Here is a 21634-nt window from a genome sequence, read left to right on the forward strand (position 1 = left end):
GATTACTTCGCCTTGGATGCTACCTCGCCTTGGAGGCGTTCCAGCAGCGCATCGACCGACATGACGCCAAGGTCGATATTGCCACGGGCGCGAACGGCCACAGTGTTGGCATCCCGCTCTTTATCACCGACAACTAGGATGTACGGCAGTTTTTGGACGGAATGCTCCCGAATTTTATAGGTAATCTTCTCGTTCCGCAAATCAGCGTGAACGCGCAGGCCCGCCGCCTTCAGCTTCGCCTCGACCTGCTTGACGTAATCGGCCTGCGCATCGGAGATGTTCAAGATGGCAACCTGGACCGGCGCCAGCCACAGCGGCAGCGCGCCCGCGTAGTTTTCGATCAGGATGCCGATGAAGCGCTCCATCGAGCCGACGATCGCGCGGTGCAGCATCACGGGCACCTTGCGGGAATTGTCTTCTGCGACATATTCCGCGCCGAGACGGCCCGGCATCGAGAAGTCGACCTGCATCGTGCCGACCTGCCACGGACGGCCGAGGCTATCCTTCAGGTGGTATTCGATCTTCGGACCGTAGAACGCGCCCTCGCCCGGCAGCTCCGTCCAGGTCACGCCGCAGCCGCGCAGCGCGGAACGCAGCGCTTCTTCGGCCTGGTCCCACACCTCGTCGGAACCGATGCGGTTTTCCGGACGCAGCGCGATCTTGACGTCGATGTTGTCGAAGCCGAAGTCCTCGTACACCTTCATCGCCTGGGCGTGGAAGGCCACGACTTCCGGCGCGATCTGCTCTTCCGTGCAGAACACGTGGCCGTCGTCCTGGGTGAAGCCGCGCACGCGCATCAGGCCGTGCAGCGCGCCCGACGATTCGTTGCGGTGGCACTGGCCGAACTCGCCGTAGCGCAGCGGCAGGTCGCGGTACGAACGCAGGCCCGCGTTATAGATCTGCACGTGGCCCGGGCAGTTCATCGGCTTCAGCGCATAGGTGCGATTTTCCGACTCGGTCGTGAACATGTTTTCACGATAATTGTCCCAGTGACCGGTCTTCTGCCACAGGCTGACATCGATGATCTGCGGCGCCTTCACCTCGTTGTAGCCGGTGACCTGGTAGGTCTTGCGCATGTATTGCTCGATCTGCTGCCAGATGGTCCAGCCCTTCGGGTGCCAGAAGATCAGGCCCGGCGCCTCGTCCTGGAAGTGGAAGAAATCCAGTTGCTTGCCCAGCTTGCGGTGATCGCGCTTCTCGGCTTCTTCCAGCATGTGCAGGTATTGCTCCTGGTCTTCCTTCTTCGCCCAGGCGGTGCCGTAGACACGCTGCAGCATCTCGTTCTTCGAGTCGCCGCGCCAGTACGCGCCCGCGAGCTTCATCAGCTTGAACACTTTCAGCTTGCCGGTCGACGGCACGTGCGGACCGCGGCACAGGTCGGTGAACTTGCCTTCGGTGTACAGCGACACGTCTTCGTTTGCCGGGATCGACGCGATGATCTCGGCCTTGTAGTCTTCGCCGATCGATTTGAAGTACGCCACGGCTTCGTCGCGCGGCAGCACCTTGCGGGTGACCGGCTCATCCTTCTTGGCGAGCTCGGCCATCTTCTTTTCGATGGCTTGCAGGTCGTCCGGGGTGAACGGGCGCTTGTACGAGAAGTCGTAGTAGAAACCGTTGTCGATCACGGGGCCGATGGTGACCTGCGCTTCCGGGAACAATTCCTTGACAGCATACGCCAGCAGGTGGGCGGTCGAGTGGCGGATGACGTCCAGGCCTTCCGGATCCTTGTCCGTGACGATGGCCAGGTCGGCATCCTTCTCGATCAGGAACGACGTGTCGACGACCTTGCCGTCGACCTTGCCGGCCAGCGCGGCCTTGGCCAGGCTCGGTGCGATGCTGGACGCCACCTGGGCGACCGTCACCGGACCTTCGAATTGACGGCTCGAGCCGTCCGGGAGGCGAACATTCAACATTGTGAGCTCCATCGGCGCCATGCGCCCGTTCAGGTTAATAAGTTTGAAACTGGAAAGTTTTGGACGAAAAAAAACGCGCACCAGGCGCGTTTTCTTCAGTGTCGTCGAGTTGCTGCGAAAGACAATATGACACCCTACCGCGTCTAGCGATTCCCCCACAACGTCGTTGTAGTTCGCGGTGTCATAACCGTTCGTGCCTTTCTCGCTCTTACTGACGACAAGAGCGGAAAACCGAAGTTCCCCGCGCTTGTCTTGGTGTTCTGGTGGGCGGTGCAGAATTCGAATCTGCGACCCCTTGGATGTCGACCAAGTATTCTAACCAGCTGAACTAACCGCCCGTATGCCGCTATTATAAGGGGATCGGACACTATTCTGCAAGGACGCCGGGTATACTGCCGCCTGTTTTCCGATTCCCTCACTTTCATGTCCGACCAAGCCGGCTCCTCCGCCCACCTCCACGCCCACCTCGACGGCGATGCCCGCCACGCCCACACGATCGAAGGCCGCAGCCAATGGGCGATGGCCATCGCGCTCGGGCTGACCCTGCTGTATGCGCTGGTGGAGGCCGTCAGCGGCTTCCTGTCGAATTCGCTCGCACTGATCTCGGACGCCGGCCACATGGTCACAGATGCCGCCGCCCTCGGCCTCGCGCTGCTGGCCCAGCTGATCGCACGGCGGCCGCCGTCCGCGCGCCATTCGTTCGGCTTCGTGCGCGCGGAGGCGCTCGCCGCCTTCGTGAACAGCCTTGCCATGCTGCTGCTCGTCGGCTGGATCGTCTACGAAGCCGTCCAGCGCCTCGCGCATCCCGAGCACGTGGGCGGCAAGACCGTGCTGATCGTCGCCGCGATCGGCGCGTGCATCAACATCGCCGTCGCGTGGGTGCTGTCGCGCGACGAGCAGAGCATCAACACGCGCGCCGCCCTCGTCAACGTGCTGGGCGACCTGCTCGGCTCCATCGCCGCCATCGCCGCGGGCGCCGTCATTCATTTCACCGGCTGGGTGCGCATCGACCCGATCCTGTCGATCTTCGTGTCGCTGCTGATCCTCAAGTCGACCGTGAGCGTGCTGCGCGAGTCCTACCACTTCCTGATGGAAGGCGTGCCGCACCAGATCGACTACTTGAAAATCGGCGCCGACCTCGCTGGCATCCCGGGCGTGCGCTCCGTGCACGACCTGCACGTATGGGACATGTCGCCGGGCGAGCCCGCGCTGATCGGCCACCTGGAAATCGACGACCTGAACGCCTGGCCCGACGTGCTGCGCGCGGTGAAATACATGCTGCTCGACAAGCACGGCATCGACCACGTCACCTTGCAGCCTGAACTGCGCGACTGCTCCGACACGCTGTAAGCCAGTTCCGACCCGGCCTCGGGACACGCGCCGATAGCCCAGCCGCAGGCCGCCTGCGGATAATCGGCACATGCCTACCTCCTCCGAACTCGCCACCGCACATGTCTACGACACGCTGATCGTGGGCGGCGGCCCGGGCGGCCTGACCGCCGCCATCTACCTGCGCCGCTTCACGCGCAACGTCGCCCTCGTCGACAAGGGCAACAGCCGCCTGCGCCTGATCCCCGTCTCGCACAACTATCCCGGCTTTCCCGAAGGCGTGCCCGGCCACATCCTGCTGGGCAACCTCGCGTCGCAGCTGCAGCGCTACGGCGGCAGCGTGATGCCGGGCGAGATCGTCGACCTGCGCATCGAGGACGGCCTGTTCGTCGGCGACTACCAGCCCGAAGGCATCGATGACATCGTGCAGGTCCGCGCCCACACGGTGCTGCTGGCGACGGGCGTCGCGGACGCGGGCCTCCCGATCGAAAACTGGCGCGAGGCCGTCGCGTTCGGGTCCGTGCGCCTGTGCCCCGTGTGCGACGGCTTCGACGTGATCGACAAGCGCATTGCCGTCGCCACGTCCGACGTGAACCCGGTCGGCCACGCGCTGTTCATGCGTACGTTCAGCGCGGACGTCACCCTGTTCGAACGGGGCGCGCCGTCGATGCTGAGCGCAGACGACCGGCGCCGCCTCGACGCGGCCGGCGTACGCATCGTCGATTCGCCGCTGCTGTCCGTCACGCTCGACGCATCGATGAAACCCGTGCTGCACACGGACGACGGCCAGGATCACGAAGCGGACGTGTTCTACCCGATGCTGGGCGAGAACGCCAGATCGGGCCTCGCCGCGAAGCTGGGCGCGCGCACGGCGCAGTGCGACGAGATCGTCGTCGACGACCACCAGCAGACGGCCGTGCCCGGCCTGTACGCGATCGGCGACGTCGTCGTGGGCCTGAACCAGATCGCCGTGGCGGCCGGCCAGGCGGCGCGCGCGGCCGTGCGCATCCACAACCAGTTGCCGCCCGCGCTGCGGCCCGCTCGTCCGCACCTGGAGGCGGCGCCGGGGACCAGCGCGTAGCTATAATGCGGGGATGAGAACGCTCGCCCTCCTCCTGCTGTGCGCGTCCGGCGCCGCCTGCGCCGTCGACGACGCCCTCGTGCTGCGCTGCCGCGCCCTCCCCGATACGGCGAGCCGGCTGGCCTGCTACGAAGCGCTGCCCGTGGCACCGCCGGCCGAGCAGCGCTTCGGCGGAAAACGCCTGGAACAGAAGGTCGACGACGAGCCGGCGGCGATCCGCAGCACCGTGCGCGGCAACGTGGATGGCTGGCGCTACGGCACCCAGCTCACCCTCGCCAACGGCCAGGTGTGGCGCGTCGTGGACGACGTCGATGCCGTCCTGCCGGACCTCGTGGACCCGGCCGTGCGGATCGAACGGGGCGCGCTCGGCGCCTATTACCTGCAGCTGGAAGCCAACAACAGCGCGGCGCGCGTCGTTCGCGTGAAGTAATCAGCGTTGCGCAGCCAGTTCGATGCGGCGGCGGATGCGTTCCACCGAGGCCGTGTCGCCTGCCGCGCGGGCACGCTGTTCCTGCACGCCCAGCCACGCCAGCAGCGGCCGGCGCCAGCCCTGGCTGGATGCCGTGTCGACGGCGGCGCCGATGTCGGCCGGCGTGATGCGTCCCGCCTTCAGCAGCGCCCCGGCCGCGACGAGCCGGGCCAGCGGATCGGCGACGCCGGCCAGCGAGCCGCTCGCGACGACGGCGCGGTGCTGTTCCGGCAGCAGATTCACGTCGAGCCCCTGCCAGCGGCCGTCCAGGTAGGCGGCATACGCGCGCTGGGCCGGCGTCGACTCGTTCGCGAGCGCCGCGAAGCCGGGGCATTCGTAGTCGAGCGCCGCCGCCTTCACGCCGCAGCGCACCAGTTCCGCCTGGGCGACGATGTCGAACCGTCCCGTGCTGGCGCTCGCGCGGCGGGCGCGCGCGAACTCGGCGTCGGCGGCGCCAGAGTCCCCGCGCAGGAAATCGTCCGTGTAACCGTCCAGGGAACTCTTCGCATCGCCTTCCCAGGCGGGCGGCTGCGGCTTGCTGGCGCAGCCGGACAATACGATGAGCGCGGCGGCAATGAGGGATCGGGTCATCATGGCAGCTTCACCTCCGTATCCTGCCTGAACGGCCATTTGCGGTTGATCTCGTCGACGAGGCGGTTCACCTTGCGCAGGCTCGCATCGACCTCGCCGCGCAGGCGGCCCAGGTCGTCGGTGGCGGTGTGCGCGTTCTTCGCGACGGCCTGCGCCTCGGCCAGCACGCCGTCGGCCTTCTGCAAGGTGCCACGCGCGTCGGCCAGCAAGCCGTTCAATTCGCGGATCGCACTCTGCGCATCGTCCATCACGCCCTTCTTGCCGAACACGCGCTGGTCGGTCTTCGCGAGCAGCGCGTCGACGCGGTGCAGGGTCTGCAGCAGCTTTTCCGCCTCGGCGTCGCCGCCCAGCGCGGTGCCCAGCACGCCGTAGCGGCCGGACAGGCGGCCGGACAGCGCGTCGACGTTGGCCAGCGTGTTGCCGATGTGGGAATCGGCGCGCGTCATCGTCTCCAGGTTTTCCAGCAGCGTGCGCGCCGTGGCCATCAGGCGCGGGATCTCGGCCGCCGCGTCGCCCCGCAGCACGGGCCGCTGGGCGTGGTCCGGCAGCGGCGGATCCGTCAGCACGCCGCTGTACGCGCGCAGCCGGGTCTCGCCGACGACGCTGCTCTCGAGCGTGAACACGCTGGTCGTGCGCAGCCATTTCGCATCGTTCTTCGCGATGTCGACCAGGATGTTGACCTTGCCGTCCTTGCCCAGCTCCACCTGGCGCACGCGCCCGATGGGGAAGCCGGCGAACGTCATGTCCATGCCCGGGATGACGCCGGAGGAATCGTCGGCGACGAGCACCAGTTCCTGCGTCTTCTCGAACACGCCGCGGGCATACATCACGTACAGGAAGAACGCGACGATCAGCGCGCCGATCAGGACGAGCAGGAACAGCGCCTTCGCTTCCACGTGTTTCGGTTCGTCGGGAGGGGTGTCTTTGTCGCTCATCGTTTGAATGTCGTTAGATGTATTTGACGGCCAGCGAACTGGCCTCGATCAGCAGCAGCACGAACAGCAGCCGCAGCGCGCCCGGCTGCACGTTCGTGCGCAGGCGGCGCGGGCGGCGCAGCAGTTCCAGGATGGCGGCGCTCGGGATCACGGCCACCGCGAGCCCGAACAGCACCGTCTTGAACACGAAGCCGAGGGTCACGGTCGGATCGAACACGCGGCCCACCGTGCGCGTGTAGTCCGGCAGGCCCCATGGCGACAGGCCGTACACGTTGAGGTACGCGAACACGAGCACGATGACGCTGCTGACCATCGCGAGGCTCAGCACGGAAAATGCGTTGGCGATCACCTGCGGCACGAGGTCGCGGCGCAGGCGGCGCAAGGTCTCGGCCGTCGCTTCGCCGGCGGGCATGCCGCTGCGCGCGAGGCCCATGGCACCGGCATCGAACGCCATGCCGGCCCGCAGCGCGGCGAACATCGCGGCCGACAGCGGCAGCAGTTCCAGCACGAGCACGCGCACGACCATCTCCAGCGCATAGCGCGACAGGCCATAGCTCTGCGCCGTGACGAGCACGATGCGGATGATGACGAGACTGACGAGGGCCGTCAGCACCGTGAACCAGGGCAGCACCTGCCACGTGCTCGCGTAGATGTAGCGCGACGTGGCGAGGCGGTTGGCGCGGTGGTACGTGGACGGCGTCAGCGCCATCACGAGCGCCACGGCGCCCAGGTGCAGCATCGACCACCAGCTGGCGACGTAGCGCGCGGCCAGGTGGCCCCAGAGGCGCGGTTTGACGTACAGGAGGGAGGTGATGGGCACCTATGTCCTCCGGGCTTGCTGGACACCCTTCACCTCGGCGATCGCCGCGAGCGCCTTCTGCAGCTGCCCGGTCGAGCTGATCTCCGCCGTGAACACCATCTTCGCGGTCCCCTTGCTGCTCTGCGTGTTCACGCCGATCACGTTGATCTTCGAGATCGCGAGCACTTCCGAGATGTCGCGCAGCAGGCCCTGGCGGTCGGCCGCGAGGATGAAGATATCGACCGGGAACACGGTCTCCAGGCCCGTCGTGCCCCATTCCGTCTCGAGCACGCGTTCCGGGTTGCGGGCCGCCATCTCGGCGAAGTTCTTGCAGCTCGCGCGGTGGATCGACACGCCCTTGCCGCGCGTGACGAAGCCCATGATCGGATCCGGCGGCGCCGGCTTGCAGCAGCGCGCCAGCTGCGTCATGAGGCCTTCCGTGCCGACGACGAGCACGCCCGACTTGGCGCCCTGCTCCACGCTCGACGCGCGGCTCTTGTTGACGACCGCTTCGTCCGGCACCGGGGCCGCCGGCGCCGCGTCGTGCAGTGCGGCTTCCACGTGGCGCAGGCTGAATTTCTCCTTGCCCACCGCGATGAACAGGTCGTCGACCTTGGCAAACCCCAGCTTGTGCGCCAGCGTATCCAGATTGACCGCGGTCTTGCCTTCGCGCTGCAGCGACTTTTCGACGAGCGCGCGGCCGTGCGCCAGCGTCTCCGCCAGTTCCAGCGCGTGGAACCAGGCGCGGATCTTCGACCGCGTGCGGCTGCTGACCGTATAGCCGGGGCTCAGCCAGTCGCGCGACGGCCCCTGGCTGCCGGCCGGGCCCTTTGCCGTGATGATCTCGCACGTCTGGCCATTCTTCAGCGGCGTGTTCAGCGGCACCATCACGTTGTCGATCTTGGCGCCGCGGCAGCGGTTGCCCACCTCGCTGTGCAGGTGGTAGGCGAAGTCGATCGGGGTCGCGCCGACCGGCAGCTCGAGCACGCGCGCCTGCGGCGTCAGCACGAAGATGCGGTCGTCGAGGGTCGTCGATTTCAGCTTCTCGACCCACTCGCGCTGCAGCTCTTCCTGCCCCGTGACGGCACTCGCGACTTCCGTCTTCCACGCCAGCAGCTGGCGCAGCCACGCGATCTTTTCGTCGTATTCCTGGCTCTTGAAATTCGAGCCGCCTTCTTCCTTGTAGCGCCAGTGCGCGGCGACGCCGTACTCGGCGAAGTTGTGCATCTCCTGGGTACGGATCTGCACTTCCAGCGGCCGTCCATCCTCCGCCGTGACGACCGTGTGCAGCGACTGGTAGCCGTTCGCCTTCGGGCGCGAGATGTAGTCGTCGAATTCCTTCGGGATCGGCGTCCAGATGTTGTGGACGACGCCCAGCACCGTGTAGCACGTCTTGATGTCGTCGACGATCACGCGGAACGCGCGCACGTCGTACAGCTCGGAGAAATCGAGCTCCTTGCCGCGCATCTTCTTCCAGATGCTGTAGATGTGCTTCGGCCGGCCGAACACTTCGGCCTTGATGCCCGCCGCCGCGAGCTCCTTCTGCAGGCGCTCGATCGACGACGCCACGAAGCTCTCGCGCAGCATGCGCTTCTCTTCGAGCATCTTGGCGATGCGTTTATACGTGTCCGGCTCCATCATCCGGAACGACAGGTCTTCCAGTTCCCATTTCAGCTGGAAGATGCCGAGACGGTTGGCGAGCGGTGCGTACAGGTCGAGCACTTCGCGGCCGTAGTTGCGCGTGACGTCGTCGAAACGCTTGTGCTCCGCGAAGTAGCGCAGCGTGGTCACGCACGAGGCGAGGCGGATCAGCACGACGCGCATGTCGCTGGCCATCGCCAGCAGCATCTTGCGCAGGGTTTCGACCTGCGCCATGGCCTCCTGGGCCGCATTCTTGCCGCGCCCGACGGGGGCCTGGGCCGCCGTCAGGTCGCGCAGGCGGATCAGCTGGTGCACGCCGCGCACCATGTCCGCCACTTCCTTGCCGAAGCGCTCCTCGAGCGCCTCGGACACGCCCGGATCCACGATCGCCAGCTCGAACAGCAGGCCGGCGATGCGGGTCTCGGCATCGCTGCGCAACAACGCAAGCGTGCCGGCCACGCCCAGCGAGAACTCGAACGCGCTCTGGCCGGTGCCGGCCGTGCGTTCGACATAGCGCTCGGCCGCGAAGTCGAGCGCGCCCTTCACGCGCGCGCAGTCGTCGGGGCCGAGGCCGTGGACCAGCTGGGTGGTGGCGTCGCCGAGCGCGACAATCGATACCATCGCGTGTGCTTACGCCTGGGCGGCCACGACGACGATTTCGACCAGGCCGGCCGGATCGGCCAGCTTGGCTTCGACGGTGGCGCGCGGCGGCGTCTGGCCCGGCACGACCCACGCTTCCCATACGGTGTTCATGGCCGGGAAGTTGGCCATGTCGGTGATGTAGATCTGGGTCGAGATGATGCGGCTCTTGTCGCTGCCGGCTTCCGCCAGCAGGCGGTCGATGTGACCCAGCACTTCGCGCGTCTGGCCGAGGATGTCCTGCGTCGTGTCGCTGGCGACCTGGCCGGCCAGGTACACCGTGCCATTGTGGATGGCGACTTCGGACAGTCGTTTGCCTACGTGCAGTCGTTTGATTTCCATGCTTTTCTCTAGTAATAAAACCAGGCCTTGCGGCCGTTTCGCCCGGCCGTGGAGCCGAACACCTCCGGCTTGCTCAGCCGGTCAAAAATTCCCGTGCGATCGCGATCTGCTCCGGCTGCAGGAACGTGGGCGCATGGCCCACGCCGGCGATCTCCCGCAAGGCCGGCTTCGGACCGCGCCGCGTCATCTCGTCCGCCGTCGCGCGCGACAGCAGGTCGGAGTGCTCGCCCCGCACGAGCAGCGTGGGGCAGCGGATCGCGTCGTATGCCGCCCACAGCCGCGCCTCGTCCTGCGCCACCTTCGCCGGCGTCATGGCCTTGAACGGCTGCGCGAGACCGAGGTCGTAGTGCAGCGCCCATTGCCCGTCCGGCTGCTGCACGAGCACGTCGCGCGCCAGCTTGTCCCACTGGGCGTCGCTGTGCGGCCCGAACGGCGTCGAGACCATCCGCACGTACGCGGCCCCTTCTGCGAAGGTCGCGAAGCGGATGGCCTGGCCGATGTAGTCGCCGATGCGCGCCAGCGCCACCGGGTCCAGCACGGGCCCGATGTCGTTCAGCACCATGCGCCGGATCGGACTGTCCGGCAGCGACGCGAGGGCAATGCCGATCAGGCCGCCCATCGACGTGCCGAACCACGCGACGCCTTCATCCCCGGCCGTGACGCGGGCGATCAGCGTCACCATGTCGGCCACGTATTGCGGAATGACGTACAGCGCAGGGTCGCGCAGCCGGTCGGACCGGCCGCGGCCGACGACGTCCGGACAGACGACGCGGTAGCGGTCGCTCATGGCCCGCGCCAGCGCGTCGAAATCGTCCGCCACGCGCGTCACCCCGTGCACGCAGACGAGCACGTTCGTATTGGCGGGGTCGCCCCACTCCTTGTATGCCATGCGGTGCAGGCCGGCGGGCGAACTGCACAGCACGGATTTCAGCTTCGGTTCGCTCATTTTCAAAAGTTCCGACGATCACCATGCATCCGCCGGAACATCAAGGACCAGGCGGCCGCCAACATTTTACCCGGTGGAGCGATTAGAATTCTACCAAGTCTGGCCCGGGACCACCCGGCTCTCATAGAAACTGTCCACGAGAAAGAGGAACGAATGAAATCCACCATGTTAAGCGGCAAGACTGCACTCGTCACCGGCTCGACCTCGGGCATCGGCCTCGGCATCGCCCGCGCGCTGGCCGAGCAAGGCGCCAACATCGTCTTCAACGGCTTCGGCGACGCGCAGCAGATCGAAAAGCTGTACACCGACATCGGCCAGGAATTCGGCGTACAGACCGCTTACCACAACGCCGACATGTCGAAGCCCGACCAGATCCAGGCCATGATGACGTTCGCGCTTGAGAAATTCGGCGGCGTCGACATCCTCGTCAACAACGCCGGCATCCAGTACGTCGCGAACGTCGAGGATTTCCCCGTCGAGAAATGGGATGCGATCATCGCCATCAACCTCAGCTCGGCCTTCCACACGACCCGCCTCGCGCTGCCCTACATGAAGCAGAAGAACTGGGGCCGCATCATCAACCTCGCGTCGGCCCACGGCCTCGTCGCATCGGCACAGAAGTCGGCGTATGTCGCCGCCAAGCACGGCCTCGTCGGCCTGACGAAATCGACGGCGCTGGAGACGGCCCCGACCGGCGTCACCGCCAACGCGATCTGCCCGGGCTGGGTGCTGACCCCGCTCGTGCAGAAGCAGGTCGACGACCGCGCCGCGCGCGAGGGCATCAGCAACGAGCAGGCGAAGAAAAACCTGCTGCTGGAAAAACAGCCGTCGGGCGAATTCGTCACGCCGGAAGAACTGGGCGCGCTGGCCGTGTTCTTCTGCAGCCCGGCCGCGAACCAGGTGCGCGGCGTCGCGTGGAACATGGACGGCGGCTGGGTCGCGCAATAAATGTCCATTGACGAACCCCTGGAGATTCCGGGCCTGCACGACGCCTGCCTGGAACTCGCGCACGTCGTGCTCGCGTCAGGCCAGCCGCAGGTGTCGCGCGACATCCTCGAAACGCTGGCCGACCGCTTCGAACGCGAAGCGGCCGACTTCGCGCTGCTCGTCGCCAGTGCCGGCCGCGACACCGCGCTGCTGGCCCGCGCCGTGCACTACCTCGTCGACGCCCACGCGCTGCCGCTGATGGGCACCGACATGGAATGGTTCCGGCAGGCGCTCGCCTGCCTCGTCGAACTGGCCGTGCCCGGCATCGCGCTGTCGGCCAGGGGCGCGGCGTCCCTGCATGACGTCGAGACCGGCATCGCGCAGGCGATGCAGGATCTCGAATGATACTGTCCGGTCAGGGCCGCGTCTGCGGCTCGGTCGCGTGCAGGTCGTCGATCGCCTTCCGGTATTCCCGCGACGCCTTCAGGCGGTCCAGGTAGCGGATCGGGCGGCGCTTGTCCAGGCCAATCGAATACTCCAGGCTGCCGCGCACGCCGCAATACGCCCGGCAGCTCGAGACGGCGTCGGGCCCGGCGCGATCGGTGAGCGTCAGCTGGCCGTGCTCCACGCTCACCCGCAATGCGCATTGCGGCGCTTCCGGCAGCGGCGACGGCGCCGGATCGTGGTAGACGAACGCACCCCGTCATACCGGCCCATGCCGGCGATGTCGCACGTGTGGCCGTTGTAGAAATCCAGGTGGGCGCGCACGTACACGTGATCGGCATCGTAGGGAACGATCTCGATGACGTCCTCGGCCTGGTAAGGCACATCCGCCTCGCCGGGCGCCTTGCCGGGCGTGATCGTGGCGCTCATGAAGCGGTGCTTGTACACGCCCGCGATCTTCTGCGTCAATTGCGCGGGTTCTTGCGCGGATGCGGTGCACGCGCACAGCGCAGCCAGCAGGGCGATGAGGATTTTCGGCGTCATCCGTCCATGATAAGCCATCCGCCTCTTGCTCGGCTATGATCGCCTTTTCGATTCACACGACGAGAAAGGACACATGATGCGAGCACTCCTGGCGACGCTGGCCCTGCTGGGCTGCACGCTGTCCGGCGCACACGCCGCCGACCAGCGTCCTGCGCTGCTCACGCCGGATCAAGTCTGGACCGGCGACGGCGCGCCGCACGCCGGCTGGAGCGTGCTCGTCGCGCAGGGCCGCATCCAGGGCGTGGGCCCGACCGCGACCCTGCCCGTCCCCGCCGACGTCGACCGCATCGCGCTGCCTGGCAAGACACTAATCCCGGGGCTCATCGACCTGCACTCGCACGTGCTGCTCCATCCCTACAACGAAACGACGTGGGACGACCAGGTGCTGAAGGAAGCGCCGGCCTACCGCGTCGCGCTGGCCGTGCGCCACGCGGCCGACACCCTGCAGGCCGGCTTCACGACATTGCGCGACCTCGGCACGGAAGGCGCGGGCTATGCGGACGTTGGCATCAAGCGCGCCATCGAAGAAGGACAGGTCCCCGGCCCGCGCCTGCTCGTCGCCACGCGCGCCATCGTCGCCACGGCGAGCTACGGACCGGCCGAACGCAGCTATCGTCCGGACATGGACATCCCGTACGGCGCCCAGCAGGCGACGGGCGCGGACGAGGCGACGAAGGCCGTGCGCGAGCAGGCCGCCCGCGGCGCCGACTGGATCAAGTTCTATGCCGACTACCGCACGGGCCCGGACGGCGGCACGCGCCCCACGTTCACGCTGGAGGAAATGAAGGCGATCGTCGCGGCCGCGCACGCAAGCGGCCGCAAGGTCGCCGCGCATGCCAGCAGCGACGACGCGATCCGCCTGGCCGTGCTGGCCGGCGTCGACACGATCGAATACGGCTATGGCGCCAGCGAAGCGACGTTCAGGCTGATGCTGGAACGCAAGGTGGCGTACGTGCCCACGTTGACGGCGCCGGAAGCGATCGGCGAATACTTCCAGCGCCACGTCCGCGGCGGCGCGCCCACGCCCGCGATGCAGCAGGCCGAGCGCGCCTTCCGCATCGCCCGCAAGCTGGGCGTGACCATCGGCAACGGCAGCGACGTCGGCGTGTTTGCGCACGGCACGAACGAGCGCGAACTGGAGTGGATGGTCCGCCTGGGCATGAGCCCGACGGAAGCGCTGCGCGCCGCGACGGTCGTCGCCGCCGGCATCCTCGACAGCAAGGACCTGGGCGCGATCCGCAACGGCATGCTGGCGGACGTCGTCGCGGTCGACGGCGATCCGACGGCGGATATTGCTGCGCTGCGCAAGGTGGACTTCGTGATGAAGGGCGGAATGGTGTACCGGAATCAGCCAGGAATTCGATGAGCGTTATTCACCGATCGGCATGCCTGATATCCGCTACGGCGTTGCGGTTTTCCACAATAGCCGATGCAGATATTTTGCGTGATGATGACGGTGTTACCAATAGCGCATGAAGCCTAGCCATGAAAAAACCATTCTATAAAGTCCTTTATGTCCAGGTATTGTTTGCGATTATCGTGGGCGTCCTGCTGGGTATCTACGATCCGGGCATCGCAACCGCGATGAAGCCTTTGGGAGACGGCTTCGTCAAACTGATCAAGATGATCATCGCCCCGGTGATTTTCTGTACCGTCGTCGCCGGTATCGCCGGCATGCAGGACATGAAAAAGGTCGGCCGCGTCGGCGGCAAGGCCCTGCTCTACTTCGAGATCGTGTCGACGTTCGCATTGGCCATCGGCCTGCTCGTCGCCAACGTGATCAAGCCGGGCGCCGGCTTCAACGTCAACCCGGCCACGCTGGACACGCACTCGATCGCCCAGTACACCGAGAAGACCAAGGCGCTGACCACCACCGACTTCCTCATGAACATCATCCCGAACACGTTCGTGGATGCGTTCGCCAAAGGGGAAATCCTGCAAGTCCTGCTGATCGCGATCCTGTTCGGCTTCGCGCTGTCGATGCTGGGTGAACGCGGCCGTCCGCTGACCCGCTTCATCGACGACATGTCGCACGCCATCTTCGGCGTCGTGAACATCATCATGAAAGTCGCCCCAATCGGTGCATTCGGCGCCATGGCCTTCACCATCGGCAAATACGGCGTCAAGTCGCTGATCCCGCTGGCCTCGCTCGTCGGTTCGTTCTACCTGACCTGCTTCCTGTTCGTCGCCATCGTCCTCGGCACCATCGCCCGCCTGACCGGCTTCTCGATCTTCCGCTTCCTCGCCTACATCAAGGAAGAGCTGCTGATCGTCCTCGGTACGAGCTCGTCGGAAAGCGCCCTGCCGGCCCTGATGCGCAAGCTGGAAAAAATGGGTTGCCCGAAATCGGTCGTGGGCCTCGTCGTGCCGACCGGCTACTCGTTCAACCTGGACGGCACCAACATCTACATGACGATGGCCGCCCTGTTCGTCGCCCAGGCCACGAACACGGAACTGACCCTGACGCAGGAACTGACGATCCTGGGCGTGGCGATGCTGACCTCGAAAGGTGCCTCGGGCATCACCGGCGCCGGCTTCATCACGCTGGCCGCCACGCTGGCCGTCGTCCCGACCATTCCGGTGGCCGGCATGACCCTGATCCTCGGCATCGACAAGTTCATGAGCGAATGCCGCGCGCTGACCAACATCATCGGCAACGGTGTCGCCACGGTCGTCGTGTCGAAATGGGAAGGCGAGCTGGACAAAGAGCGCCTGACCGCCGAGCTGAAGAATCCGAGCCCGGACGACGCCACCGGCGACCTGCACCCGGTGCGCGAAGCCGCGTAAGCCAGGACAGGGAACGATTCCTCGTTCAGACGCCGGGTTCGCCCGGCGTTTTTTTTTTGCAACAGCCACAACCGCGCATACACGCCGCTCCTCCGCAACAGTTCCTCGTGCGTGCGAACGTCTTGCCCGCATACGCCGAGACCGTGCTCAGCGTCACGCGCGCGAACAGCAGGTCGCGCCATTCGTTGAACAGCGTGCTCGCGAAGCGCAGCAGCGCATAGCCCACCAGCAGATACCAGGGCAGCAGCGCCGGCAGCGTCGGCTGCGAAAACACGTCGATGATGCGCTTGAGCAGCAGCGGCACGGCCACCGTCGCCACTTTCGCGGCCAGCAGCAGGACGACGGACACCGCCACGCGCCCGCGGTTGGCGCGCATCACGCCCCACAGCTCGGCCGCGAAGCGGCGGCGGGCGGCAAGGTCGGCGGCGGCGCTGTCGGCGGTCATGCCGGGTTTGACCGTCGCGGCGGCGCAAGGCTCCCGTCCAGCGCCTGCGCTGCCTCAAGCGTTCCTGTCGTCAGCGTGTGCGTTTCGGCAGGTTTTCCAGGCGGAAGATGACATCGACGGGTTGGCGCAGCTTCAGCGCCGGCACGGCCAGCAATTGCTCGCGATCGACGTCCTGCGCGCGCGCCCGGTCCGTGCCGCGGTCGCGCCGGAAGTCGCTGCGTTCCAGGCCCATCGCCGTGCTGAGGTTCTTCAGCGCTTCCGGCGTGGCGCCCATGAGGCCGCCGACGCGCCGTCCGCCCGCGGCCGCCATCACCTCGGCCTGGCGGCGCGCGTCCTGGATGGCCCGGGTCACGAGTTCGTCGTGGATGGTGTCCATGTCGGTGCGGTCGAAAGCGGACGCGAAGCCGTCGAGGTTCGGTTTGCCGAGCAACCCGCCGGCCAGCGCGGCCCAGTTGGCGACATTCCGCACATTGATGTGGACGTCGCAGCGCAGCTCGTACAACGGCCCGCCGTTCGCGCCCTTTTCCTCTTTGCGGATGCCTTGCCGCACCTCGCGCACGACGACATCGTCGGCCTCGATGCCGAGCTGCCGCGCCAGGTCGCGTACCTCGCCCACGCGCGCCTCGATGACGGCGCGCGCCGCGGCCGGGTCGGCGTCGGGCGCGACGATCTCGAAATCGAGGCTGGCGAGGTCGGGCACGACGGCCTGGAACGAATTCCCGGTGACGTGCACGAACGGATAATCGGGGACGGACGACGCACCGGCGCCACTCGACGCCAGCAGGAGGACGAGGGCGCTCGCGCGCACACGGGTTTTCAGCATGGACACTTCCTTTTATTGTAGACAGTGATGTCTATGTTAGTGCCGGACCATCTGCGTAGACAAGCCAGCGCGCCAAAAATAAACTTGTAGACAACTCGATCTAGACGAGTTAGTCTAGATTTATCGACCACGTTCCGAGAAACCGCCATGGCCAAATCCCCCACCCCGCCCAAGCCGACGCCCGCCGAACTCGACCTGCTGCAGGCACTGTGGCCGCTGGGCGCGGCCACGGCGCGCCGGGTCCACGAAGAGATCGTCAAGGAACGTCCGGAGGTGACGTACGCGACCGTGCTCCGCCTGATGCAGATCATGCACGGTAAAGGTTTGCTGATCCGCGACGAGAGCGAACGGTCTCACGTGTACGCACCGGCCCACGCGCAGGAATCGCTGCAGACGAATTTGCTGAAGGACCTGATGCAGCGCGCCTTCGCCGGGTCGGCCAAGGCGCTGGTGCTGGCCGCACTCAAGAGCGGCATCTCGAAAAAGGAGCGCGATGAGATCGAACAACTGCTGAAAGATGGAGACGAACAATGAGCGCCGGGCTCGTCACCGGGCTGTTGTCCGTATTGCTGCCGACGAGTCCGCTCGCGCCGCTACCGTCGCACCTGCCTGACGTGCTGACCGGGCTGCTGTCCGCGCTGTCCCAGTCGTTCGTGCCCAGCCTCGGATGGGCGTTGCTGGACTTCGTGTGGCAAGGCGCGCTGATCGGGTGCACGACGGCGGTGCTGCTCGTGGCGCTGCGCAATGCGCGGCCGGAACGCCGTTATGCCGTCGCATGCGGCGCACTGCTGCTGTGCTTCGCGTGGCCGGCCGCCGACTTCGTCATGATGCTGCAGGCCGGGCAAGACGCGCAGGCCGCGCACGCCTTGCCCCTGGCGCAGGCATCGGCGGCGGTGCTGCGCGACGCGGCTGGCCTGCTCGGCTGGCTGCAGCGGCATCTCGACTGGATCGTCGGCGGATGGGCGGCCTGCGCGGCCGCGCTCGGGCTGCGCATGGCGATGGGCCTGGTGTGGGTGCGACGCGCCACGGGTGGACGCGCCGCATCGGCACAGGCCGGCAGCGCCGCGGAACGCGCCTGGCAATCGAGGCTGGCCCAACTGGCCGCCCGCTGCGGCATCGACCGCACCGTGCGCCTGCGCATCGTCGACAGCCTGGCGAGTCCGGTCACGGCCGGCTTCTGGCGGCCCGTCGTGCTCGTGCCGGCCGCCCTCGTGACGGGCATGCCGCCGCACTTGCTGGAAGCACTGCTGGCGCACGAGCTGGGCCATGTCCGGCGCCACGACTACCTCGTCAACCTTGTGCAGAACGTGATCGAGACCCTGCTGTTCTACCACCCGGCCGTGTGGTGGATCTCGCGCCGCATCCGGCACGAGCGCGAGCAGATCGCCGACGATTTCGCCGCACGCCGGCTGGGCGAACCGCGCCGCCTGGCCCGGGCACTGTCGGAACTGGAGCGCCTGCAGTTTTCAGGCCACCATCTGGCCCAGGCCGCGGCCGGCGGCGACCTGACGGCGCGCATCCGTCGCCTGGTCCGTCCGGATCCGCAGGCGCTGGACTGGCGCGCCGCGATTCCCGTGCTCGCCCTCGTCCTGGCGTGCGCGGCGAGCGCCCACGCGCTGTCGACCCGCGATAGTCCGATTGCCAGCGCGACGGCCGGCCTGACACGGCCCGCGGTCGCGGATTTCTCGAGCTGCAAGAAACCGCAATACCCGCAGGCCGACATCGCGGCGGGCCACGAGGGCACGGTCACGGTGAGCTTCCGCGTGGACGCCTCCGGCTTCGTCACGGACTCGACCATCCTGCGCTCCAGCGGCTACGCCAGCATGGACGAGGCGGCCCGCGATGCCCTGTACCGCTGCCGGTTTGCACCGGCACTGCGCGATGGCAAGCCTGTTTCGAGCTGGCAACCGGTCCAATATGTCTGGACCCTCGCTTGACGTGACGCCGCTGCGCTGAGCAGCCGGGCGGTCACGCCCCATCATCAACGAAGCATTCGCGCAAGACGGCGCGCGGCGCCGTCACGTCCTCATGAACTGAAGGTCATCAGTTCCCATCAAAAGGAGATCACCATGTCCCGCATCATCCGCACGACCCTGCACTGCCTGTTCCTCGCCCTCGCCTGCGCGGCGTCCGCCCATGCGGCACCGCAAGGCAGCAGCAGAGCCAAGCTCGACTTCGACAGCTGCGCCAAGCCGAAGTACCCGGCCGCGGACGTGCAGGCCAGTCACGAGGGCAAGGTCACGCTCGGCTTTCTCGTCAACGAGAACGGCAAGGTGAAGGGTTCGAAGGTGATAAAGTCGAGCGGGTTCACGACACTGGACGAGGCGGCGCGCTCGGCGCTGGCGCAGTGCAGCTTCCAGCCGGCAGTCGAACAAGGCAAGGCCGTACAGGGATGGACCAAGGTCCAGTACGTGTGGAAGCTGCGCTGAAGTAAGAAGATAGCGGGCGGCACCGCGGCGCCGCCCGGAAGGACATCACACGCTGGCGACGTCCAGCTCGGCCGACGTGGCGGCCACGACTTCATCCTTGGTGACGCCCGGCGCCAACTCGACGAGCTTGAGGCCGGTGTCGGTGACGTCGATGACGCCCAGGTCGGTGATGATGCGGTCGACGACGCCGACGCCCGTCAGCGGCAGGTCGCATTTTTTCAGGATCTTGTGGCTCGTCGAGCCATCCTTGCTTGTGGCCACGTGTTCCATCACGACGACGACGCGCTTGACGCCGGCCACGAGGTCCATCGCGCCGCCCATGCCCTTGACCATCTTGCCCGGGATCATCCAGTTGGCGAGGTCGCCCTTTTCCGACACCTGCATCGCGCCGAGGATCGCCAGGTTGATCTTGCCGCCGCGGATCATGCCGAACGAATCGGCCGAGCTGAAGTAGGCGGCGCCCGGCAGCGCGGTCACGGTCTGCTTGCCGGCGTTGATCAGGTCGGCGTCCACTTCCGCATCGGTCGGGAACGGGCCGATGCCCAGCAAGCCGTTTTCCGACTGCAGGAACACTTCGATATCGTTCGGGACGTAGTTGGCCACCAGCGTGGGCAGGCCGATGCCCAGGTTCACGTAAAAACCGTCCTGCAGTTCCTTGGCCGCGCGCGCGGCCATTTCATCACGAGTCCATGCCATGTCTGTCTCCCCTGGTCTTATGCTTGACGCACGGTGCGCTGTTCGATGCGCTTTTCCGGCGTCGGGTTGTGAACGATGCGGTGCACGAAGATGCTCGGGGTATGCACCTGGTCGGGGTCGATCTCGCCGATCTCGGCCAGCTGCTCGACTTCCACGATGCAGACCTTGCCTGCGGTGGCCACGTTCGGGTTGAAGTTGCGGGCCGTCTTGCGGAACACGAGGTTGCCGGCGCGGTCGGCCTTCCAGGCTTTCACGAGCGAGACGTCCGGAACGAGCGAGCGCTCCATCACATACATCTCGCCGTCGAATTCACGGGTTTCCTTGCCTTCCGCGACGATCGTGCCATAGCCCGTCTTGGTGAAGAAGGCGGGGATGCCGGCGCCGCCGGCGCGCAGCTTCTCGGCCAGCGTGCCCTGCGGCGTGAATTCCAGTTCCAGTTCGCCGGCCAGGTACTGGCGCGCGAATTCCTTGTTCTCGCCCACGTAGGACGAGATCATCTTCCTGATCTGGCGCGTGCTGAGCAGCTGGCCCAGGCCGAAGTCGTCGACGCCGGCGTTGTTCGAGATGGCCGTCAGGTTCTTGACGCCGGAATCGCGCAGCGCGGCGATGAGCGCCTCGGGAATACCGCACAGGCCGAAACCGCCCACGGCAATGGTCTGGCCGTCCGCAACCACCCCTTCGAGCGCCGAGCGCGCATCAGGATACACTTTGTTCATACCCGTCCCTTTAATAATGAGGTTCTATACAGCAGAGTAGAATTGCAGAATAAAATAGCGCCCTCCGAAGCACAATACCGTAGAAATACCGGCAAGCCCTCCTGTGGGGACAGTCGACTACCATCAAATGAACGCATCATACGCCATCGATTACGAGATGATTTTCCAGCACGCGCCCGTCGGCATGTGCATTTCGGTGAACCGCGTGATCCAGTCGTGCAACCACGCCCTGGCGGCGATGTTCGGCTACCAGCGGACACAGCTCGACGGCCAGTCGTTCTCGGTACTCTACCCGACCATGGACGAGTTCCTGCGCACGGGCGACCGCATCATTCCGATCATGAACGCGAAGGGCCGCTACTCGGACGAGCGCATCATGCGGCGAGGAAATGGGGAATTGTTCTGGTGCCACGTGACGGGCCGCGCGCTCGACCCGGCCGAGCCGCTGGGCGCCGGCGTCTGGACGTTCGAGGACGTGAGCGAGAAGCGCCCCGTGACGGCCGAGCTGACGCCGCGCGAGCGCGAGATCGCGGCGCTGCTCGTCGAAGGCAAGACGAGCAAGGTGATCGCGCGCGAGACCGATCTGTCGCCGCGCACGGTGGAGATGCACCGCGCCAAGCTCATGCGCAAGTTCTCGGCGTCGACGTCGTCGGAACTCGTGCACAAGCTGGTCGGGATGTCGCGGTAATCAGCCGACGGGCAGCATCTCCCGCACCCGCGCCGGCAACGGCACGGACTTCTCGGCCGCGAAGTCGATCCAGACGACCTTGCCGCCGCCCTCCGCGGCCACGACGTCGGCATTGCCGTCCGCATCGACCATGCGGATCTCGTGGGTCACCTCGAAACTGGACCGGCCCGCCGGACCGGCGAACGTGCGGATCTCGATCTCGCCCGGATACTTCAGCTGCCTGATGAAGTTGCAGTACGCCGTGACGATCACGGGGCCTTCGCCCTTGATCTCGAGGTCGCCCGCCGCCTGTTCGAGGAAGGCGATGCGCCCGCTCTCCATGTACCGGAAATACACCGTGTTGTTCACGTGGCCGAATGCATCCATGTCGCCCCAGCGGATGGCCTGGCGCATCGTGTGAACCTGTTTCTTGTTGCTCATCGTTGCTCTACGTCGTTGCCAAAAGCCGGCA

At 66.4% G+C, this 21634-nt stretch carries 25 protein-coding genes and 1 tRNA gene; 11 read left to right on the plus strand and 15 right to left on the minus strand.

Annotated features, from left to right (window positions below; genetic code table 11):
- Positions 1-2: 2 nt before the first annotated feature.
- Both thrS and ASD28_RS25635 read right to left on the minus strand, forming a co-directional pair.
- Positions 3-1913, minus strand: a complete 1911-nt coding sequence (gene thrS, locus ASD28_RS25630; RefSeq protein WP_056135348.1) for a threonine--tRNA ligase — start codon at positions 1911-1913, stop codon at positions 3-5.
- Between the two features lie 261 nt (positions 1914-2174).
- Positions 2175-2251, minus strand: a tRNA-Val gene (locus tag ASD28_RS25635).
- Positions 2252-2336: 85 nt separating this feature from the next.
- On the opposite strand from ASD28_RS25635, the gene ASD28_RS25640 reads away from it, so the two are divergent.
- From ASD28_RS25640 to ASD28_RS25650, 3 genes are all read left to right on the plus strand, one after another.
- Positions 2337-3263 (plus strand): cation diffusion facilitator family transporter, encoded by a 927-nt coding sequence (locus ASD28_RS25640; protein ID WP_056135351.1) that lies wholly within the window; start codon positions 2337-2339, stop codon positions 3261-3263.
- Positions 3264-3333: 70 nt separating this feature from the next.
- On the plus strand, positions 3334-4323 hold the full coding sequence (locus ASD28_RS25645; RefSeq protein ID WP_056135354.1) for an NAD(P)/FAD-dependent oxidoreductase: 990 nt from the start codon (positions 3334-3336) through the stop codon (positions 4321-4323).
- Positions 4324-4336: 13 nt separating this feature from the next.
- Entirely contained in the window at positions 4337-4753 is a 417-nt protein-coding gene (locus ASD28_RS25650; protein WP_056135357.1) for a hypothetical protein, read from the plus strand.
- Here the strand turns inward: ASD28_RS25650 and ASD28_RS25655 are convergent, their stop codons facing one another.
- The 6 genes from ASD28_RS25655 to ASD28_RS25680 form a co-directional block, all read right to left on the minus strand.
- On the minus strand, positions 4754-5386 hold the full coding sequence (locus ASD28_RS25655) for a hypothetical protein (RefSeq protein WP_056135360.1): 633 nt from the start codon (positions 5384-5386) through the stop codon (positions 4754-4756).
- Positions 5383-6318, minus strand: a complete 936-nt coding sequence (locus ASD28_RS25660) for an MlaD family protein (protein WP_056135363.1) — start codon at positions 6316-6318, stop codon at positions 5383-5385. Before ASD28_RS25660 ends, ASD28_RS25655 begins: the two co-directional genes overlap by 4 nt.
- 13 nt (positions 6319-6331) lie before the next feature.
- The gene (locus tag ASD28_RS25665; protein ID WP_056135981.1) at positions 6332-7057 is read right to left on the minus strand and encodes an ABC transporter permease; all 726 of its coding nucleotides are present in this window, start codon (positions 7055-7057) and stop codon (positions 6332-6334) included.
- Positions 7058-7138: 81 nt separating this feature from the next.
- Positions 7139-9379, minus strand: a complete 2241-nt coding sequence (locus ASD28_RS25670; RefSeq protein WP_056135367.1) for a bifunctional (p)ppGpp synthetase/guanosine-3',5'-bis(diphosphate) 3'-pyrophosphohydrolase — start codon at positions 9377-9379, stop codon at positions 7139-7141.
- A gap of 9 nt (positions 9380-9388) precedes the next feature.
- Positions 9389-9739: a RidA family protein gene (locus ASD28_RS25675; RefSeq protein WP_036228482.1), complete on the minus strand. Its 351-nt coding sequence runs from the start codon at positions 9737-9739 to the stop codon at positions 9389-9391.
- A 73-nt stretch (positions 9740-9812) separates the two neighbouring features.
- A complete protein-coding gene (locus ASD28_RS25680; RefSeq protein WP_056135370.1) occupies positions 9813-10685 on the minus strand; it encodes an alpha/beta fold hydrolase in 873 nt (290 codons plus the stop codon).
- A gap of 153 nt (positions 10686-10838) precedes the next feature.
- Between ASD28_RS25680 and ASD28_RS25685 the strand changes: the two genes are divergently transcribed.
- Positions 10839-11633: a 3-hydroxybutyrate dehydrogenase gene (locus ASD28_RS25685; protein ID WP_056135375.1), complete on the plus strand. Its 795-nt coding sequence runs from the start codon at positions 10839-10841 to the stop codon at positions 11631-11633.
- The gene (locus ASD28_RS25690; RefSeq protein ID WP_056135378.1) at positions 11634-12017 is read left to right on the plus strand and encodes a hypothetical protein; all 384 of its coding nucleotides are present in this window, start codon (positions 11634-11636) and stop codon (positions 12015-12017) included.
- A 10-nt stretch (positions 12018-12027) separates the two neighbouring features.
- Here the strand turns inward: ASD28_RS25690 and ASD28_RS25695 are convergent, their stop codons facing one another.
- Together ASD28_RS25695 and ASD28_RS25700 are read right to left on the minus strand one after the other, a co-directional pair.
- Positions 12028-12246 carry a hypothetical protein gene (locus ASD28_RS25695; RefSeq protein WP_056135381.1) on the minus strand — a complete coding sequence of 73 codons (219 nt, stop codon included), beginning with the start codon at positions 12244-12246 and terminating at the stop codon, positions 12028-12030.
- The gene (locus ASD28_RS25700) at positions 12243-12599 is read right to left on the minus strand and encodes a hypothetical protein (protein ID WP_056135383.1); all 357 of its coding nucleotides are present in this window, start codon (positions 12597-12599) and stop codon (positions 12243-12245) included. Before ASD28_RS25700 ends, ASD28_RS25695 begins: the two co-directional genes overlap by 4 nt.
- A gap of 73 nt (positions 12600-12672) precedes the next feature.
- Between ASD28_RS25700 and ASD28_RS25705 the strand changes: the two genes are divergently transcribed.
- Positions 12673-13965: an amidohydrolase family protein gene (locus ASD28_RS25705; RefSeq protein ID WP_082577394.1), complete on the plus strand. Its 1293-nt coding sequence runs from the start codon at positions 12673-12675 to the stop codon at positions 13963-13965.
- A gap of 119 nt (positions 13966-14084) precedes the next feature.
- The gene (locus ASD28_RS25710; protein ID WP_056135387.1) at positions 14085-15386 is read left to right on the plus strand and encodes a dicarboxylate/amino acid:cation symporter; all 1302 of its coding nucleotides are present in this window, start codon (positions 14085-14087) and stop codon (positions 15384-15386) included.
- 25 nt (positions 15387-15411) lie between these two features.
- On the opposite strand, the gene ASD28_RS25715 is transcribed toward ASD28_RS25710, so the two are convergent.
- Both ASD28_RS25715 and ASD28_RS25720 read right to left on the minus strand, forming a co-directional pair.
- On the minus strand, positions 15412-15831 hold the full coding sequence (locus ASD28_RS25715; protein ID WP_056135389.1) for an ABC transporter ATP-binding protein: 420 nt from the start codon (positions 15829-15831) through the stop codon (positions 15412-15414).
- Between the two features lie 70 nt (positions 15832-15901).
- A complete protein-coding gene (locus ASD28_RS25720; protein WP_056135392.1) occupies positions 15902-16654 on the minus strand; it encodes an SIMPL domain-containing protein in 753 nt (250 codons plus the stop codon).
- Between the two features lie 147 nt (positions 16655-16801).
- Between ASD28_RS25720 and ASD28_RS25725 the strand changes: the two genes are divergently transcribed.
- The 3 genes from ASD28_RS25725 to ASD28_RS31415 all read left to right on the plus strand — a co-directional run bounded on the left by ASD28_RS25725 (position 16802) and on the right by ASD28_RS31415 (position 19083).
- Complete coding sequence (locus ASD28_RS25725) at positions 16802-17188, plus strand: BlaI/MecI/CopY family transcriptional regulator (RefSeq protein WP_056135395.1); 387 nt, start codon at positions 16802-16804, stop codon at positions 17186-17188.
- Entirely contained in the window at positions 17185-18591 is a 1407-nt protein-coding gene (locus ASD28_RS25730; protein WP_082577395.1) for a M56 family metallopeptidase, read from the plus strand. Before ASD28_RS25725 ends, ASD28_RS25730 begins: the two co-directional genes overlap by 4 nt.
- Before the next feature lie 132 nt (positions 18592-18723).
- Positions 18724-19083 carry an energy transducer TonB gene (locus ASD28_RS31415; RefSeq protein WP_082577396.1) on the plus strand — a complete coding sequence of 120 codons (360 nt, stop codon included), beginning with the start codon at positions 18724-18726 and terminating at the stop codon, positions 19081-19083.
- A 45-nt stretch (positions 19084-19128) separates the two neighbouring features.
- Here ASD28_RS31415 and ASD28_RS25740 read toward each other — a convergent pair whose 3' ends face one another.
- The gene (locus ASD28_RS25740; protein ID WP_056135398.1) at positions 19129-19779 is read right to left on the minus strand and encodes a 3-oxoacid CoA-transferase subunit B; all 651 of its coding nucleotides are present in this window, start codon (positions 19777-19779) and stop codon (positions 19129-19131) included.
- A 17-nt stretch (positions 19780-19796) separates the two neighbouring features.
- A complete protein-coding gene (locus tag ASD28_RS25745; protein ID WP_056135401.1) occupies positions 19797-20495 on the minus strand; it encodes a CoA transferase subunit A in 699 nt (232 codons plus the stop codon).
- A 127-nt stretch (positions 20496-20622) separates the two neighbouring features.
- Between ASD28_RS25745 and ASD28_RS25750 the strand changes: the two genes are divergently transcribed.
- A complete protein-coding gene (locus ASD28_RS25750) occupies positions 20623-21183 on the plus strand; it encodes a PAS and helix-turn-helix domain-containing protein (RefSeq protein ID WP_036228456.1) in 561 nt (186 codons plus the stop codon).
- Here ASD28_RS25750 and ASD28_RS25755 read toward each other — a convergent pair whose 3' ends face one another.
- Positions 21184-21603: a thioesterase family protein gene (locus ASD28_RS25755; protein ID WP_056135402.1), complete on the minus strand. Its 420-nt coding sequence runs from the start codon at positions 21601-21603 to the stop codon at positions 21184-21186.
- Between the last annotated feature and the right edge of the window lie 31 nt (positions 21604-21634).

Source organism: Massilia sp. Root133 (assembly GCF_001426525.1).
GTDB classification, from domain to species: domain Bacteria; phylum Pseudomonadota; class Gammaproteobacteria; order Burkholderiales; family Burkholderiaceae_D; genus Telluria; species Telluria orientalis.